19 protein-coding genes are annotated in these 17487 nt (G+C 56.9%); 6 read left to right on the forward strand and 13 right to left on the reverse strand.

Annotated elements, in window-relative coordinates:
• Positions 1-119: 119 nt before the first annotated feature.
• The 11 genes from flgH to flgF form a co-directional block, all read right to left on the reverse strand.
• Complete coding sequence (flgH, locus tag V6582_RS07610; RefSeq protein WP_156631938.1) at positions 120-833, reverse strand: flagellar basal body L-ring protein FlgH; 714 nt, start codon at positions 831-833, stop codon at positions 120-122.
• On the reverse strand, positions 830-1399 hold the full coding sequence (locus V6582_RS07615; RefSeq protein WP_156631939.1) for a MotE family protein: 570 nt from the start codon (positions 1397-1399) through the stop codon (positions 830-832). Before V6582_RS07615 ends, flgH begins: the two co-directional genes overlap by 4 nt.
• Complete coding sequence (locus V6582_RS07620) at positions 1396-2511, reverse strand: flagellar basal body P-ring protein FlgI (protein WP_015914949.1); 1116 nt, start codon at positions 2509-2511, stop codon at positions 1396-1398. The genes V6582_RS07615 and V6582_RS07620 overlap by 4 nt, the downstream gene beginning before the upstream one ends.
• Complete coding sequence (gene flgA, locus V6582_RS07625) at positions 2508-2957, reverse strand: flagellar basal body P-ring formation chaperone FlgA (protein ID WP_349508940.1); 450 nt, start codon at positions 2955-2957, stop codon at positions 2508-2510. The genes V6582_RS07620 and flgA overlap by 4 nt, the downstream gene beginning before the upstream one ends.
• A gap of 47 nt (positions 2958-3004) precedes the next feature.
• On the reverse strand, positions 3005-3796 hold the full coding sequence (gene flgG, locus V6582_RS07630) for a flagellar basal-body rod protein FlgG (RefSeq protein WP_156631940.1): 792 nt from the start codon (positions 3794-3796) through the stop codon (positions 3005-3007).
• A gap of 18 nt (positions 3797-3814) precedes the next feature.
• Complete coding sequence (locus tag V6582_RS07635) at positions 3815-4189, reverse strand: flagellar hook-basal body complex protein FliE (protein ID WP_156631941.1); 375 nt, start codon at positions 4187-4189, stop codon at positions 3815-3817.
• On the reverse strand, positions 4186-4623 hold the full coding sequence (gene flgC / locus V6582_RS07640) for a flagellar basal body rod protein FlgC (protein WP_156631942.1): 438 nt from the start codon (positions 4621-4623) through the stop codon (positions 4186-4188). Before flgC ends, V6582_RS07635 begins: the two co-directional genes overlap by 4 nt.
• Before the next feature lie 3 nt (positions 4624-4626).
• Positions 4627-5019 (reverse strand): flagellar basal body rod protein FlgB, encoded by a 393-nt coding sequence (gene flgB, locus V6582_RS07645; RefSeq protein WP_015914944.1) that lies wholly within the window; start codon positions 5017-5019, stop codon positions 4627-4629.
• 289 nt (positions 5020-5308) lie between these two features.
• Positions 5309-5881, reverse strand: coding sequence for a flagellar protein (locus tag V6582_RS07650; RefSeq protein WP_156631943.1), 573 nt, complete (start codon positions 5879-5881; stop codon positions 5309-5311).
• On the reverse strand, positions 5862-7205 hold the full coding sequence (gene fliI, locus V6582_RS07655; RefSeq protein ID WP_234889128.1) for a flagellar protein export ATPase FliI: 1344 nt from the start codon (positions 7203-7205) through the stop codon (positions 5862-5864). Before fliI ends, V6582_RS07650 begins: the two co-directional genes overlap by 20 nt.
• A gap of 73 nt (positions 7206-7278) precedes the next feature.
• Complete coding sequence (gene flgF / locus V6582_RS07660) at positions 7279-8013, reverse strand: flagellar basal-body rod protein FlgF (RefSeq protein ID WP_156631945.1); 735 nt, start codon at positions 8011-8013, stop codon at positions 7279-7281.
• A 406-nt stretch (positions 8014-8419) separates the two neighbouring features.
• Here flgF and motA point away from each other — a divergent pair, with 406 nt between their 5' ends.
• The 6 genes from motA to V6582_RS07690 all read left to right on the forward strand — a co-directional run bounded on the left by motA (position 8420) and on the right by V6582_RS07690 (position 13854).
• Positions 8420-9295, forward strand: a complete 876-nt coding sequence (gene motA / locus V6582_RS07665; RefSeq protein ID WP_156631946.1) for a flagellar motor stator protein MotA — start codon at positions 8420-8422, stop codon at positions 9293-9295.
• Positions 9292-10251 (forward strand): FliM/FliN family flagellar motor switch protein, encoded by a 960-nt coding sequence (locus V6582_RS07670; protein WP_156631947.1) that lies wholly within the window; start codon positions 9292-9294, stop codon positions 10249-10251. The genes motA and V6582_RS07670 overlap by 4 nt, the downstream gene beginning before the upstream one ends.
• 63 nt (positions 10252-10314) lie before the next feature.
• Positions 10315-10977, forward strand: coding sequence for a flagellar motor switch protein FliN (gene fliN / locus V6582_RS07675; RefSeq protein WP_156632005.1), 663 nt, complete (start codon positions 10315-10317; stop codon positions 10975-10977).
• Between the two features lie 29 nt (positions 10978-11006).
• Positions 11007-12050, forward strand: coding sequence for a flagellar motor switch protein FliG (fliG, locus tag V6582_RS07680; RefSeq protein ID WP_015914937.1), 1044 nt, complete (start codon positions 11007-11009; stop codon positions 12048-12050).
• A 269-nt stretch (positions 12051-12319) separates the two neighbouring features.
• Positions 12320-13405, forward strand: a complete 1086-nt coding sequence (gene flhB, locus V6582_RS07685) for a flagellar biosynthesis protein FlhB (protein WP_156631948.1) — start codon at positions 12320-12322, stop codon at positions 13403-13405.
• Between the two features lie 5 nt (positions 13406-13410).
• Positions 13411-13854, forward strand: coding sequence for a hypothetical protein (locus V6582_RS07690; RefSeq protein WP_070151650.1), 444 nt, complete (start codon positions 13411-13413; stop codon positions 13852-13854).
• A gap of 314 nt (positions 13855-14168) precedes the next feature.
• Here the strand turns inward: V6582_RS07690 and V6582_RS07695 are convergent, their stop codons facing one another.
• Both V6582_RS07695 and V6582_RS07700 read right to left on the reverse strand, forming a co-directional pair.
• Positions 14169-15047 (reverse strand): DUF6030 family protein, encoded by an 879-nt coding sequence (locus V6582_RS07695; protein WP_156631949.1) that lies wholly within the window; start codon positions 15045-15047, stop codon positions 14169-14171.
• Positions 15048-15175: 128 nt separating this feature from the next.
• The gene (locus V6582_RS07700) at positions 15176-17332 is read right to left on the reverse strand and encodes a TonB-dependent siderophore receptor (protein WP_156631950.1); all 2157 of its coding nucleotides are present in this window, start codon (positions 17330-17332) and stop codon (positions 15176-15178) included.
• Positions 17333-17487: the final 155 nt, after the last annotated feature.

Consider the following 17487-nt stretch of genomic DNA (forward strand, 5'->3'; position numbering starts at 1 on the left):
GGGTCATGCAAAAAACAAATCGGCATATTTTCGCCAGCCGATCGCAATCAGCTGGAACGCATCATACCAACGGCCAGAAAAACAGGCCGTTGGTAAAAGACAGCATCTTTGTCGCGTCGTCAGAACGGCGAGAACATGTCGACGACCTGCTGGCCGACCGGCGGTTGCTGAACTTCGGTCAGACGTCCCTTGCCGCCGTAGGAAATGCGGGCCTCGGCAATCTTCTCATAGGAAATGGTGTTTTTGGCATCGACATCCTGCGGACGCACGATACCCGCGACATTCAGAATGCGGACTTCATGGTTGACGCGCACTTCCTGGGAACCGCTGATCAGTAGATTGCCGTTTTCAAGAATGCTGGTCACCACAGCCGCCACCATCAAGGTCAGCGTTTCAGACCGATCCACCGATCCCTTGCCATCGGAACTCGAATTCGAATCTGTGCTCATGTCGCCGGACGAATCTGGCGGTGTGATGCCGAACAGGTTGATCACCGTCGACCATGTCAACGATGTCGAGTTCTTGCGGCTGCGCGACGTGTCGTTCTTGAATTTCGCCTTGTCGGCAATCGAGATATTAACCGTCAACAGGTCGCCGACATTGATGGCGCGTGAATCCTTGAAAAGCGCTGCCTGGCTGTCGTTCCAGAGGGAATAGCCGTTGCTGACAGCCTTGGTCTGTTTTGGATAGCTGGCAAGCTGAGGAGCCTGATTGTAACGCAAGCCGCTGCCCACCGGGCTCATGGCCGGGGCATTGCCGACTTCTTCCAAGGTCTTGTTCCCACAGCCGGTGAGGATAACGGCCATGAAAACCACAGCGCTACGCTTTATCATGTGGGTTCCTTCGAGGTATTGGGATCAGCGGCATTGGACATGATGCCGGCGACGAGCGCGGCTTTTTCGGGGTCCATCTCGCTGAGAATCAAACTGGATTGCTTGGCCGGAAGCTTCATGATGATCGCTGCGGCCAAAAGGGGATTGACCTTTTCCAGCTGCGGGGCAGCGGCATCCGGCTTCATATTCTTGTAGACATCGGTCAAACCGGCTTCCGCCTTTTGCAGAAAGTCGTTTCGACGCGCCAGCCAGTCCTGATATTCGCGCTTTCGCGCTTCAAGCACGGCAATGCGGTCATTGACATCCGATTGCAATTTTTCCAGATCCTGCTTTTGCAGCAGATAGCGCTGGTCGCGGGCCGGATCGGCGATGTTGGTGCAAAAACGCTGGATGTCATCGGCGCTGGTCGTGCCGGTGGAGCCGGTATTGGCGGCACGCGCCGGGGCCGCCTGCTGGGCGCTGCCCGGCAGGGCCGAAACAGCAAGAACAGCGCAGGCCAGGGCCAGAGCGCCAAGACCAGAATATCTTAGACCGGCATAGTTTGCGAGGGAGGCTGTTGATCTCATTGCAGGACAAGCTCCGCTTGAAGTGCCCCTGCCGACTTGATGCCTTGCAGGATGGCGATGATACCGTCCGGCTTCACGCCGATATTATTCAGGCCAGCCACCAGTGTGCGCAGATCGGGTCCATCGACGATGGCAACCTTGTCACCGGTTTTCTGCGCGGAAATATCCGTCTGCGGCTGCGTCGCTGTCGTACCGCTGGAAAAGGGCTGCGGTTGAATGACCTGAGGGGTCTCGTTGACCTGCACCGTCAGCGTGCCGTAGCTGACGGCGACCTTGGAAACACGCACGTCGGCGCCGATGACAATGGTTCCTGTCCGCTCATTGATCACCACCTTGGCTGGCGTATCGGTCTCCACGACAAGGTTTTCAATATCGGCCATCAATTGCGCCAGATCCGCCGTGCGCGGTTTCTGGATCACCACTTCCTGACTGTCGCGTGCCTCGGCAATCGGAGCGCCGTAGGTGGCGGTGGCATAATTGTTGATACGCCGGGCCATGCCGAGCGACGTCGAAAAATCCGGATTGCGCAATTGCAGCACGAGATTGACCGAATCCTTGAATTTGGACGGAAGTTCGCGCTCGATGATCGCGCCGTTCGGGACACGGCCAGACGTGGTGACGCCTTCGGTCACCGTGGCGGCCTGACCCTGGGCGGTAAAGCCGGAAACAACCACAGACCCTTGTGCAACGGCGTAGATCTGACCATCGGCGCCCGAAAGCGAGGTCATGATCAGCGTACCGCCGCGCAGCGAGGTGGCATCTCCCAACGAACTGACCGTGGCGTCGATACGGCTGCCAGGACTACCGAAAGGCGGAAGGGTGGCTGTGACCATGACGGCGGCGACATTCTTGGCCGAGGACTGACCGCCCTGGGTGGAAATCCCCAGATTCTGGAGCATGGCGCGCATGGACTGGTCGGTGAAAGGCGAGGAACGAAGACTGTCGCCGGTGCTTTGCAGACCGACGACGAGACCGTAACCGATCAACTGGTTATCACGGCCTGCCTGCAGGGAGGCAACATCCTTGATGCGGGAGCCCTGTGCCAAGGCAGGACCGGCAGCCGCGAGAAGGAAGCCAGTAAAAATCGAGAAAAGCAGAACCCGGATACTCATTTTGCCATCACCTGCACAGTGCCATCCGCCAGGACCGTTCCGCTGACGATCTGGCCGGAATCGAGATTACGGACGCGGATGACGTCGCCGATATTGGCATCGTCCATCGGGCTGCCCGACGCAGAAATGGTGAGGTTGCCGATATTGAAGATCAGCCGCAGCTGCGATCCGCGGATGACCGCATAGGGGCGTTTCAGCGTCGCCAACGGAATAGTGCGACCGGGCAGCAATGTCTTGGTCGAGAGCATGCCGACCACATCCGCCATGTCAGAGGCAAAGCCGCCGGCAAGATTGGGATTGGTCACCTGAACCCGATCCAGTTTGTTGGACGAAATCGCTTCGCCTGGATAGATGGTGTCCGTCGGAACGATCGCATAACGATCCCGCGCCGCTGACGGGGCGGCGGCGAAAGCCACCAGGACCGTAACGGCCACCCCGGTCAACATGAACATTCTCTTCATATGGCGAAACATCATGTTTGCCCCTTTGATGTTTACTTTAGGTTCTTGCTGACGATCTGCGCCATTTCGTCGGCGGTGGTGATGACCTTGGAATTCATCTCGTAGGCGCGCTGGGCCGAAATCAGGCTGGTGATTTCCGTCACCGAGTCGACATTGGAAGACTCCAGATAGCCCTGTTTCAGATAGCCATAGCCCGCGTCGCCGGGCACGCCGTTGATCGGATTACCGGAGGAAGCCGTTTCCTCGAACAAATTGTCACCAATAGCCTTCAAACCAGCCGGGTTGACGAAAGCCGACGTTTCCAGCTGACCCAGGGTTGTATAGGTGGAAGAACTACCCTGCAAAACCGAGACCTCACCGGATTCGCTGATCTTCACTTCGGTCGCATCCGTCGGGATGGTGATGTTTGGAATGATCTTATAGCCTTCGGTCGTCACCAGGTTGCCGTCGGAATCCTTGTTAAGGGCGCCAGCGCGGGTGTAGAATGTGGTGGCGCCGTCAGGGCTCTGCACCTGGATGTAACCGCGTCCAACGATGGCAACGTCCAGTTCGTTCGAGGTCTCCGACAATTCGCCCTGCTCGTTCATCGTCCGAACGGCTGCTGTCTGCACACCAAGACCGATATTGGCGCCTTCCGGCACCGTCGACTGGTTGGCGCGGTTTGCGACGCCCACAGCCTTTTCGGTTTGATAGAGAAGGTCCGAAAACTCGGCGCGCGACTTCTTGAAACCGGTCGTATTGATATTGGCGATATTGTTGGAAATGACCTCGAGGTTGGTCTGCTGGGCATTCATGCCGGTGGAGGCAATTGCGAGAGCTCTCATGTGCTGCTATCCCTGAGGTTAAATCTGCATTTTTGTGATGTCGAGGAAGGCCGAAACCAGCTTGTCGCGCAGCGCAATCGCCGTTTGCAGGGATTTCTGCGCAGACATGACGGAATCGACCACTTCGCGGGTACTGACCTTGCCGAGCATGCCGTCGAGGGAGTTGCTTTCAGCGGTCTTCAGGTTCTGCATCGCATCGTTCATCACGCCGCCGACGACATCGCTGAAGCTCATGCCCGTCGCAGTGCCCGGTGTCGCGTTCTGCGCCGTGACGCCCGTCTGCGTGCTGAAGAGCGAATGTGTACCACCGAGCGAGGCCGTGCTTGTAGCGTCGGTGCCTTCCGTCATGCTCGCTGGGACGAGAGAGCCAACTTTGCTAATGGAATCAATCATTGTGAGCTCTTCAGCAGGTCGAGGGTCGAGGTAATCAGGTCACGTGTCTGCTTGACGGACTGAAGATTGGCTTCATAGGTGCGGTTGGCTTCGCGCATGTCGGCCATTTCGATCAGCACGTTCACATTGGGCATTTTCACGTAGCCCTTGGCATCGGCAGCCGGATTGCTGGGATCGTATTCTTCCGCGAAATTCGACTTGTCGAAGCCAAGTTTCTTGACCTTGACGATTTCCGTGCCTGTAGCGCGGTCCATTTCGGACCCGAAGGTGATCGTCTTGCGCCGGTAGGGATTGGCGCCGGGCGTGTCGCCGGTGCTCTGGGCGTTGGCAATATTTTCCGAAACGATCCTGAGCCGGGTGGACTGTACATCCAGTCCGCTGCCGGCAATTTTCAGGGCCGAGGTGAGAGGATCTGTCGCGGTGACGGAATCCATGGTTTACCCCTTTACAGTCATCAGCATCATGCGATTAAAACTACTGACGAGGTTGGTGTTGAGCGAGTGCTGCCGCTGGATCTCGCCCATCTTGGTCATCTCATCGGCCAGCGCGACCGAGTTTCCCGACACCTGAACGCCGATTTCGCCATTCAGAGGCGCCTCGCGGATATCGACATCCAGATCGGTGTTCAGATCGCTCGAGGCCATATGCTTCGAATTGGTCCGCGCCATACCAAACTGACGCACGTCCAGGATGGCATTGAAGGGCGTGATGTCCTTCGCCATAAATTTCGGTGTATTGGCATTGGCTATGTTGCCGGCGATCACTTCCTGGCGCAGGGAAAGCCACTCGGCCTGCCGTGATGCCACATCAAAAAGCTTTATCGGTTCCATAGAGTTTTCTCCAATTTACACCCTGGAGATTAGGCCGGTAATCTTGCGTGGGACTGACCGCAAAACCGGCCTTTCCTACAATCGTTAACTTTTCCTAAGATCCAATTTAAGATTTTGAAACAATTGTATATTTATCGAGGATTGATCGCCGGACGGTCGCAATTTCAGCCCTGGACGCCAAAGCAAAAAGCCGCCCATGGGCGGCTTTGAAAAGCACACTGGATGCGGGGTGAAAACAATGGTCGGCCAAGGCCCACACTTGGTCCCGGCCCGCACGCGCAAGGCCGGGCTACTGGTTTTCGTAGATCGCGCCGGTGCTGGTGATGATCACCCATTTTCCATTGCGTTGTTCCAGTGTCGCAACCCGGCTATTGTCGGGCAGGACGGAGCCGACCTTGACCATGAACATGCCGGAGGCATCCTCGATCATGGCGCGACCGTTGGAGACATGCAGCAGCCGGAAACCGCCCCCGGGAAAGGGCTGTTCGATCTTCAGGGGCTCACCATCGGGATCTTTGCGCCCGATATCGGACGCCGTCGCCGTGGTCAGCGGGTCGAGATTATCAGGAACTTTCTGTTCGCGCTCTTCGCGGGCCACCAGGGCCATGGGAGACACGCTGAACACATTGCGCGCATCGACCTGCGGCAAGTCGCGGGTCCGGTCCATCGGCTCGACATGAATGCCGAATTTATCGGGATTGAAAAACACATACCACGGAAACATCGCCGCGCTGCAGGCCAGCACGACGCCAACCGCCGCCAACATCCTATCCATCGATGACGCGCCCGACCGGCGGGGCGTACGAGGCCGAACCACCTCGTCGGCATCGCTGTCTAACGGATCATGTTCTTGATCTTGCATTGCTGTTTCCAGAATTATTGGCCGCCTTCAGGGCATGGGCGAGGTCGGCATAGGCATCGACGACAGCCCTGTCGGAGGGAGTTTGCTTCAGCACTTCGTAAAGGATCGGAACCTGCTTGATCGCCATATCCAGATCGGGATCGCTGCCAGCGCGGTAACCACCGATCAGCCGCAGATCGCGCGTTTCCTCGAAACGGTGGATCAGCGTCTTCAGGCGCGACACGAGCTTTTCCTGGTCAGGTGTCCAGGCCTTGCGCGCCAAACGCGAAATCGAGGCCAGCGGATTGATCGGTGGATAGCGCCCTTCTTCGGCCAGGCTGCGGTCCAGAACGATGTGGCCGTCGAGAATACCGCGGGTACAGTCGGCAATCGGGTCGTTGTGATTGTCACCATCGACGAGGATGGAAATGATCGCCGTGATCGTGCCTGTTCCCTCTTCGCCGGGACCGGCGCGCTCCAGAAGCTTGGGCAGCTCGGTAAACACCGAGGCAGGAAATCCACGGGCAATCGGCGGTTCGCCGGCGGCTGTCGCCACTTCGCGGATGGCATGGGCGAAACGGGTAATGCTGTCGGCGATGAACAGGACATTGTCACCCTGGTCACGAAAATGCTCGGCAACGGTAATCGCGGTCAAAGGCGCCATCTTGCGCAGCATCGGGCTCTCGTCACTGGTTGCCACGATCGCCACGGTCTTGGCCATGTTGTCGCCCAGCGTATCCTCGATGAATTCGCGCACTTCGCGGCCACGTTCGCCAACCAGCGCAATCACCACCTTGTCAAAGGCGTCAGCCTTGGCGAGCATGGAGAGCAAGGTCGACTTGCCCACGCCGGAGCCGGCAAAAATCCCAAGGCGCTGGCCAAGGCAAAGCGGCGAGAAGATGTCGACCGCCTTCACGCCGGTGCGAAACCCGGTCTCGACGCGCTTGCGCCCCATGGACGAAGGCGCGGTATTGGCAATAGAGCGGCGCACCAGACCCGGCATGACCGGCCCCAGCCCATCAATCGGATCACCCAGCGCGTTGAGCGTGCGGCCACACCAGCTATCCTGGGCGGCGACCCGGAAGGCGCCCTTGCGGATGACCGTGTCGCCGATGGCAATCGGCTCGCCCGGCTCGATAGGGCAGACATAGGCGAGATCAGGCTCGACCCGCACCACTTCGCCCAGGTGAATGCCGGTTGGACTGCGATGGGCAACAAAATCGCCCAGATGCAAATGGCGCGACAGACCCGTAACCGTGTAATGGCCAGCGGCAATGGTGCGGACATGTCCGCCATGGGCGACGGAATAATCCGACGTGGCATACCGCTTGGCAATGGCTGCCATGGCATCCAGCTGTGTATTCCTGTCGATCCGGGGGGTGAATTCAACGGTCATGGGAAGACGATCCAGTCAGCGGTCATTTGCTGCCGCCCAGCGTCTTGATCGTTTCGCTCATGCTGTTTTCAGTCTGGCTCATCGATGCCGAAATGCTTTCGAAAGCGCGGCTGACCTGGATAAGTTGCGTCATCTGGCTGATGCCATTGACGTTGGATTGCTCGACGTAACCCTGCATGACGCCGATTGTCGCATCGTCGACGACGGCCTGCGGCCGGTCGGTGGTGATAACGCCACTATTTTCGGTGCGCAGATAGCCCTTGGAAATATCCGCCGTGAACAGGCCGATCTGGCTGATCTGGCGGCCGTTCTGGTTGATCGTGCCATCGGAGCCGACATGCGGCTCACCGCCATTGGGATCGAGCTGAATAGGTCCGCCACCGGCATCCAGAACCGGATAGCCGCGCACCGAGACCAACTGACCGGTGGATGTCATGGTAAAACGACCGTCCCGGGTCAAGGTCGGGCCGGCCGGCGTATCAATGCTGAACCAGGCATCACCTTTGACGGCAAAATCCAGGCTACCGCCGGTTTGCAGCATTTCGCCGGACTGGGTATTGAGATAGTCGTTGCCTTGAGAAACAAATGCGACCTTGGCATTCTGATCGTTGCCGGTCCGGCTGACGATTTCGTCGAATTTCACCTCGGTGCCGCGAAAGCCGACCGTATTCACATTCGCCATATTGTCGGCGATGGTGGTGAGACGTTTGTCGAGCGCCCGTTGCGACGACAGGGATACATACATGCCGGATTGCATTAAGAGTTACCTCCAAGCCTTGCGTTCGTAACCAAGACCAGCAGGCCTGACGTCCACCGCCATTGTTCCGTCATGCAGGATCATTCTGCTTCGGGGTACAGCGTGTTTTTTGCGGTCCGTCACGGTTGCTCGCCTTCCATCATGGAACGTGGTTTACCGTTCATTGACCCTATTCATGCGCGCAAATGCTTGCGCGAAACTGTCTGGATGCAAACCCGTCCGCAATACGTAAACTCGCCTCAGACAAGCATGATTGGCAGGGATCAAATCCGGTGATGGCGGCGGGGTCCTGATAGGCAACCAGGATCATCTTTCTCATGCCCATCAGCCTCACGCCCATCAGCCTCACGCAAGGCAGGCTGCCTATCGGTTGAAGTGAAGAGAAACGTGCGGATGCAGGCGCAATATGAATATTATCATCGGATTCGTTATTACCGTGGGCTGTATCCTTGGCGGCTTCATGGCCATGGGCGGCCATCTGAACGTGCTGATACAGCCTTTCGAATTAATGATCATCGGCGGCGCCGGTCTGGGTGGCTTTGTGATGGCCAACCCGATGAAGATCGTCAAGGATTCCGGCAAGGCGCTGGGTGAAGCGTTCAAACACGCCGTCCCCAAGGAGCGCGCCTATCTGGATGTGCTCGGTGTTCTCTACTCGCTGATGCGCGATCTGCGCACCAAGTCGCGCAACGAAATTGAAGCTCATATCGATAATCCTGAAGAATCCTCGATCTTCCAGACCGCGCCCAATCTTCTGAAAAACAAGGAACTCACGTCCTTCATCTGCGACTATGTTCGCCTGATCATCATCGGCAATGCCCGCAGCCATGAGATCGAGGCCTTGATGGACGAGGAAATCAACACCATCCTGCACGATAAGATGAAACCCTACCACGCCATCACCGCGATGGGAGACAGCTTTCCGGCCATCGGTATCGTCGCGGCGGTTCTCGGGGTTATCAAGGCCATGGGCAAGATCAACGAGTCGCCCGAAGTTCTTGGCGGCCTGATCGGCGCTGCCCTGGTGGGGACCATGTTGGGTATCTTCTTGTCCTACTCGGTCTGCAACCCGCTGACCTCGCAAATCAAGATCGTCCGCACCAAGCAGCACCGCCTGTATATCATCGTCAAGCAGACACTGCTTGCCTATATGAACGGTTCGGTTCCGCAGGTTGCCCTTGAATATGGCCGCAAGACCATTTCCTCCTATGAACGTCCGTCCATCGATGCCGTAGAGCAGGAAATGATGAATCCGGGCGGCGGCAACGAGAAGGCTGCATGACCATGAGCGAGACCGCCCAACCTCAATCCCTGCCAAAACCGATGGACCCTGCCTTGCTTGCCCGCCTTACCGGTGGCCTTGGCGATATGAAATCCGTCGAAAAGCTTTGCCAGGATTTCGGTCAACTCTATAGCGAGTTCCTGCCGGACGTTTTTCACAGCGAAACCAACCTGACCATCGAAGTCGGTTATCTTGGCTTTAAAAGCGGCATGATGCGCGATCTGGTTGTCGGCCTCGGCGATAATTTCGTGCTGGCCGATACCTCTCTGCGCAACTGGTCACCGAATTTTGTCATGGCCTGCGGCAACGGTTTCGTCATCACCCTGATGGAAACCCTGCTCGGCGGCATGCAGGAATTCATCGGCGAGCCGATCAAAAGGCCGCTGTCGAATATCGAACTCGACCTGGCGGTCATGGTCTTTGAACGGATCGCCAATGTGCTGCGCTCCGGCGTCAATGCGACCGGCGGCTTTGAACCGATTTTCGAGCGGCCCCACAACTGGGAAAACCGTCTGCGGCAGGATGGCGAACAGATCGAGGAATTCGGCGCTCTGGTGCATATGAGCATCAAGCTGGGCAAGATCATCTCCGATTTCGCCCTGATCATTCCGCAGAAGACCCTTTTAAAGACCAATGTCACGGCGCCGAAGTCGAAAAACCAGGTCTCCAAAGCCCGCAAGGAATGGGCCGAGCAGCTGGCGGAACAGGTGCGCAAGAGCCAGGTCACTCTGGAAGGCCGTATCAGCCTGCAATCGCTCAGCCTGCTGACGGTTTCCAAGCTTGCGGCTGGCGATGTCATTCCCTTTCTCGAAAAGGGCGATGTGACAGTCGACGTCAGCGCCAACGGGCGCGACCTTTATACCTGCGAATTCGGACGCGCTGGCGACCATTACACCGTCCGGGTGAAGTCGATGCACAGTACGGATAGTGAGCTTTTACGTCATCTCATGAGATGACGATTTTCCCTGTTGCATCCATGGCAGCAGGTTGAGGCAAGTTTCAAAGGGAATAGTATTTGCATGGCTACGAAAAAAACACCTGTAAAAGAAGATGATGCCCTGGCGATGCCATTGGGCGATGCCGATCTCGATCAGGCTATCGATGATCTGCGCGGGGTCTTGAAAAGCGACAGCGATGGCGGCCTGCCGGATATCGGCGCCGACTTCGGGGGAACGGATTTCGCAGCCGAATCCGGCGGCGACTTCGGCGCTGCAGCCGGCGGCCTTTCCGATTTCGAAAGCGATTTCGGCGGCGGCGCAGCCGCCGGGGCCAGTGATTTCGGCACCAGTGACTTTGGCGGCAGCGATCTCGGCGGTGGAGATTTCGGTGGCGGCGATTTTGGCGGAAGCGACTTCGGTGGCAGCGCATCAGGTGGCGGGGGCAGCTTCGATGCCGCACCGGCCCATCAGGCGCCGGGCAGCGCTCTGGAGTCCAATCTCGACCTGATCATGGACATCCCGATTGATGTGCAGATCGTGCTTGGTTCCAGCCGTATGCCGGTTTCGGGCTTGATGAATCTTGAAGAGGGCGCAATCATAGCGTTAGATAAAAAGATCGGTGAACCTGTGGAGATCATGGTTAACGGTCGACGGATTGCCCGCGGAGAGATTACAGTTCTTGAGAATGACGATACGCGATTCGGTGTGAAATTGATCGAAGTTATGAGCACCAAGACGTCCTGACCCCATGAACGGGCCAGAGAGGAAAGACCATGATGGACTTTGACGATTTCGGCGGACCGGTAGCGGGCAAGCCACTGAGCCAGGCCGACAAGGCAGCCGCCGTGTTGTTGGCCATGGGCAAAGGCGTGGCGGGAAAGCTGCTGAAATATTTCACGCAGGCCGAACTGCAGATGATCATCAATTCGGCCCAGACGCTCAGAACAATTCCACCGGACGAACTGGCCGAACTGGTCGGTGAATTCGAGGACCTGTTCACCGAAGGCGCAGGCCTGATGGACAACGCCAAGGCCATCGAGGAAATCCTCGAGGAAGGCCTGACGCCGGAAGAAGTTGACGGCCTGCTTGGCCGGCGCACAGCCTTCCAGGCGTTCGAGACCTCGATCTGGGACCGCTTGCAGGATGCAGACCCCGATTTCATTGCTCAGTTCCTATTGCGCGAGCATCCGCAGACGGTTGCCTATATCCTGTCCATGCTGCCCTCCTCCTTCGGTGCCAAGGTGCTGATCAAGCTGCCGGACAGCCGCCGCGCCGACATCATGAACCGTACGGTCAACCTGAAGAATGTCAGCCCGCAGGCCGCTCAGATCATTGAGAACCGTGTGGTGGAACTGATCAGCGAGATCGATGCGGAACGCAATTCGGTGGGCACCGCCAAGGTGGCCGAACTGATGAACGAGTTGGAAAAGCCGCAGGTCGATACCCTGCTGGAATCGCTCGAATCGATCAGCAAGGAATCCGCCACCAAGGTGCGTCCGAAGATCTTCCTGTTCGAGGATCTGCTGGTCATGCCACAGCGCAGCCGGGTCATGTTGCTCAACGATATCTCCGGCGACATTCTCACCATGGCGCTGCGCGGTGCCTCGAACGAGATCCGCGAATGCGTGCTTTCGGCCATCAGCCCGCGCTCGCGCCGCATGATCGAATCGGATCTGCAAGCTGGAACAGTCGGAATCAATCCGCGGGAAATCGCCATCGCCCGACGTGCTGTCGCGCAGGAAGCCATCCGCCTTGCCAATTCCGGACAGATCCAGCTCAAGGAACCGGAAGGCGACAAGGATACGGCCGCCGCCTGACGTTGCACAAGGCATATGGAGCGTGTGCGACCGTGTTTCAGGCGCAGCTTGCACGCCACTGTTGACAATACCGCTCCCCAGCGATCCGAATGGATTGAAAGAGTTGAAGGCCGGAATAGAGAGCGTTAAGCTTTCTGCTCCGGCCTTTATTCGTTTTATAAAACGCGCAGCGCTGTAGGGCCGGAGATTGGCATGCAGACCCCCATTATAATTTCTTGATGCATCGCATAGGATGCGTGACGCTGTAATCAACCGACCGAGGTCCCGACATGGCAGATGATGAGGACCAGGAAAGTAAAACCGAGAGCCCGTCCGAGAAAAAAATGCGGGACGCGGCAGAGCAAGGCAATTTGCCGATCTCGCGCGAAGCGCCGTTATTTGCGACGACGCTGGCCTTCTACGTATATTTTGTATTTTTCATGCCACAGGGCGTCTCCACACTGTATCAGACCCTGCGCGACCTGATGGAAAAACCGGATCAGTGGATCATCGGCACCGGCACAGACGTGATTTCACTGTTCGTGCATCTGGGTTGGTCTATGGCCGCCATGCTTGGTCCGGCCCTGTTGCTGTTCATGCTGTTTGGCCTCACTCAGTCCTTTGCCCAGCACATGCCAAGCTTCGTTCTTGATCGCATTACCCCAAAGATGGAACGGTTATCGCTCATCGGCGGAATAGGGCGGATGTTTTCAATCATGGGCTTTGTGGAATTCGGCAAGTCGCTGTTCAAGATCATCGTCGTCGCGATTATTATGTTCGTTTCGATGCGCGGCCAGTATTTCGGCACTTTGGATGCAATGCTGTCCGATCCGCAGATCATTTTCGTCAAGCTTTCCGATATCGTCCAGGAAATGCTTATTATCGTACTGTTTGCCACCGGCCTGCTGACGGTGATGGACCTCGGATGGCAGCGATACAACTGGTATCAGAAACTGCGCATGACCCGGCAGGAAGTGAAGGACGAACACAAGCAATCCCAGGGCGACCCGGTCGTCAAGGCGCGCCAGCGTTCCGCCCAGCGCGACCAGGCCCGCCGGCGGATGATGAACAACGTGCCGCGCGCCACAATGATCATCACCAATCCCACCCATTTTGCGGTAGCCCTGCGCTATGTGCGCACCGAAATGGAAGCACCGATCGTGCTTGCCAAGGGTCAGGATCTGATTGCATTGAAGATTCGCGAGATCGCCGAGGAAAACAATATCCCGATTTTTGAGGACCCGCCCCTCGCCCGCTCCATGTTTGCGCAAGTCTCGGTGGATAGTGTCATCCCACCGATATTTTACAAGGCCGTCGCGGAGATAGTACAAAGACTATACGCTGCCGACAGCAAGAACAAGAGGCGGTTACGCTAAAGAACATGAAAAAATGCAAATATACGACTGAACGCGAAAAAATAGTTGCGCAAGCTATTAGCCCTGTCGCCTCAGAACTACGGTTACTGGATGCAGCGGACCTTATATCGCTGATCCGTCTGGAGTTTTTCGGTAATATTGCTGATCTCGTGTCTTCTGCTGCTGAGCTTTACTTTCATCCCGGCACGGTCAATTTCGGTGCCGGAGGCGAATACAAGCTGGATTGGGGCGAAACGCCGGAGGTGGTTTTGGACCTCGAAATCAAACCGCGCGACATCACCATCTATGCACAACTGACATTGAGCCACGACCATGCCGGACTGGAGATCAACCATATCTCCTTCAAGAACCCATCGGCTGACCCGCATGAAAACACCGCCCTTCTGGCGCAATGCATGAACGAGGCCCGCTTCGTGCCTAATCTCCCGGCACCGAGTTTTGTCATGTAAGGGATTATACCCAGAGTCATCGCTGATGACCCTGGGTATTCTATCTATCAATATCTAAACCCTTGAGGCATTTAAGATATTCGAAACTTTCTCAAATCGAGGATGCGTGAGCATCTTCGAGACTTGGTATAAAAACACTGCATAATTTTCTCTTTAAATCGGAATCGGTTTAAAGAGAAAATTATGCAGTAGATATAAAGAGCTACAGCGAACCTTTGTGCGCCATATATGGCGCACGGCGCTGTAGGCCGTATCTCATCCCGGCCCAATGCGCCGTCAACGCCTTGCACGCAAACTTTTCCGGTTTCCAGAGCTTATCTTACTCCCAGGACCTGTCTGGGCCAGAAACTGGCTTTCAGAGGTGCCGTCTTCAGGCTTGGCTGCGCATTCAGCGCGACTCTCGTGCGCCGCTCCAGCTCTCCATCATCCTCGGGCATGAAGATGATGTTATAGCGCTCCGGCCCCATGAATTCCTTGGTGAATTTCAAAGACATCCCGAAATGATTGGCCTCGAAGGGTTCAAGCGAGCGCATCCGGTCGAAATCACCGGCAAAATCCGGCCAGCGACTGGCGTTGAGAATGAGATCGAGGGCAGCATCATAACGCTGCCAGATCTGCTGGCTGGATTTGACCTCGATGACCTTGATCCTGATCTGGGTAACCTGGCCATCCGGTGTCCCCCGCACCACCATGAAGAATGAGGGGGCGTCGCCATCCGGCTTTGCGGCTGGCAGGCTGGTTTCGGCAATGCAATTGAAAATGCCCGGCGAAAAAGGGTTCTGGACCCAATCGGCCGTCCCCAGCCCCGCCGCCTTGATCTGCTCACAAAGCGTCTTGCCGGAAATGCGGAACTTGCGCACCGGCGCAGCAATGTCGAGCAGCGGCGGCATGTCGAAAAACCGGGCGGGCACCATCACCTGCTCGGAGGGCATCTGCGCGGAGGCGAGGCGTTTCCCCCGCAACACGGTCGGTTCCGGCTCCTCTCGGCTTTGCCAGGGCAGGACATCTTTGACGCTCTCGATCAGTTGATTGAGCCGGCGCTGATCGTCTGCCGTCAACACCGCGATAGCAATGCTGCAACAAAACAACAGGAAAATCACGGCAAACAGCCTCAGCCCTCGCCGCCGCATGCGGTGGGCTTCCAGGCTTCCGTCCGGCCTTTTATGGCCCGAAGGGATGACGCGCTGCTGCATCCATAGGTCCGGTCTTCTTCACAATAGGCTTATGCCACAAAATTCCTTGCAAAGAACTATATGATGATGCGAACGATTACAGGAAGATTTTACTCGAGGAAACCGGCACCACTTTTCCGTGACAAACTTCAGAATTTGACGCTGGCCCTCACCGTGACATTGAAGGGTTCTCCAACCTGGTTGGCGTAATTGGTCGAGCCGATCGATGAGGTATAATAGGTCTTGTCGAAAATATTCTTCAAATTCACCTGAAGCGTCAATGGCCGCTCGAAGTTGAACGTGTAGGCTGCGAACAGATCGACGACCGCATAGCCGGGCAGGAAATAACTATTGCTGTTGATGCCTGCCCGCTTGCCCACGGCGCGGATGCCACCGCCAACCTTCAACCTGTTCCCATCGCCACCGATGTCACCGACATCATAGGCCACGGACAGGGCGCCGGTATGGCGGGCAACATTGGGCAATTGCTTGCCGGCATAATCCGGGTCCTCCAGAACCTTGGCATCGGTATAGCCATAGCTCGCAATTACCTGCCAATGATCCGTCAACTGGCCGGCCACATCGACCTCGAGGCCCCGTGAGCGCACCAGCCCCGCCGTCTTGACCACGCTTTCGCCGCCGATAGTCTCGGAATAGGCGACATTTTTCTTGCGGGCGGAAAACAGCGCAACATTGGCGCTCAAGCCGTCCAGCAGCTCGAATTTGCTGCCGATCTCGTAGGATGTCCCCTCTTCCGGGTCGAGATTGCCATAATAGCTGGAGATCGACGACTGGGGCCGGAAGGTCCGGGCTGCATTGGCGTAGAGCGAGATCTCAGGCGTCAGCTTGTAGACGATACCGCCATTGGGAATGAGCGCATCGCCATTGCTATCGGTATTGGCATTGAAGGGGCGCCCCTTACCGGCATAGAGATCGTAATACTGGTAGCGCAGACCGCCGACCAATATCCATTGGTCGGTCAGATGCAGGCTGTCCTGCATATAGACCGAGGCCGTCGACAATTGCTCCGTCTGGTCGCTGTCGGAGGCCGAAACCTTGGTGCATTGCGCCAGATTGCCATAAACCGGATTGTTGATGTTGAAATTGCTGGAATTGGCGCAACGCAGCATGTCAGTGCGCAGCGTATCGCTATAATCATAGGAAACGCCAAACAGCAGGTCGTTCTGCATACCGCCGATCTCGACTTCGCCGGTCAGGTCGGCCCTGACTGCATGATTGTAGCTGGTGGAATATTGCGTGGCATCGGCGCGGCGCGTCACGGCACCGGTTGTGGAATTATAGCCGGTGACGCGGGCCTGATTATCGGAATATTCGTTGCGGCTATAGGCGTAGTTCAGGGACAGTTTCCAGTCGTCGCTCAACTGCCGGTCAATCGACACCTTGGCCAGATCCGATTTGCCATCGGTAATGTTATATTTCTCGTCGAGCCGGGTGCGGCGGCTGAGGTCCACCGCATGGCCGGTGGTCAGATCGAAGATCGTGCCACGGTCGAAGGGCACGCTGTAATCGTCGTGCATATAGGAGACGGTAACCTCGGTATCCTCGCCACTCCAGCTCAGGGATGGTGCAACCATCCATTTCTTGGTCTCACCGAAATTGCGCCAGTAATCGCTCTTCTGGCCTTCCGCGATGAAACGATAGGAAAAGTCTGTCCCGGAAATTGGACCGGTCACATCCAGGCCGGAGGTCGAACCATATTTGCCCGCGCCATAACCGGTTACACTGCTATAGACCTCACCGGAAAACACGTCCTCCGGCTTTTTGGTGACGACATTGACCATGCCGCCGGGGTCGAGAATGCCGTAAAGCGTCGAAGCCGGACCTTTCAACACCTCGACCCGGTCGGTGGTGGCGTTGAAGGAAAATGGCAGCGCGGTCTTCAGCCCATCGGTCAGAATCGAGCCATCGCGATTGTCGCCAAAGCCGCGGCGAATGATGGCGTCCTGCGTGCCGCCCAATGTATTGGCCTGGGTAATGCCGCTGATATTGGCAAGCGCATCGTCCAGCGAGCGGGCACCCTGGTCCTTCAAGACCTCGCCGCTCACTACATTGACCGCCTGCGGCACATCCAGCAGCGGCGTATCCGTGCGGGTTGCGGTGCTGGTGGACAGGGGCTGATAACCGCGCGTCGATTTTTTGTCCGTCACTGTAATGGTCTGAAGCGCCGTCGTACCAGCCGTGTCACCGGCTTGACCGGACACATCCTCGGCCCTGGCTGGCAGAGCGACGGATGCCAGCAACAGCGCCGCCATCATCCGACCACGGCTTTTGCCGTTATCACGCATCTGTCTCGCCGCTTGCCCCACAGCCTTACCCCCAAAATTACAGTGTCATTCGCTTGTTCTCTGGGCTTTTCCAATTGATGAATGTAGTAGTCAACTTTAAAACCTCATAGCTGTCGGGCAAAAAGACCGCTAAAGCCGCGTAGAGACGGAAAACC

Origin of the sequence: Agrobacterium vitis, assembly GCF_037039395.1 — a bacterium.
GTDB lineage: Bacteria > Pseudomonadota > Alphaproteobacteria > Rhizobiales > Rhizobiaceae > Allorhizobium > Allorhizobium vitis_E.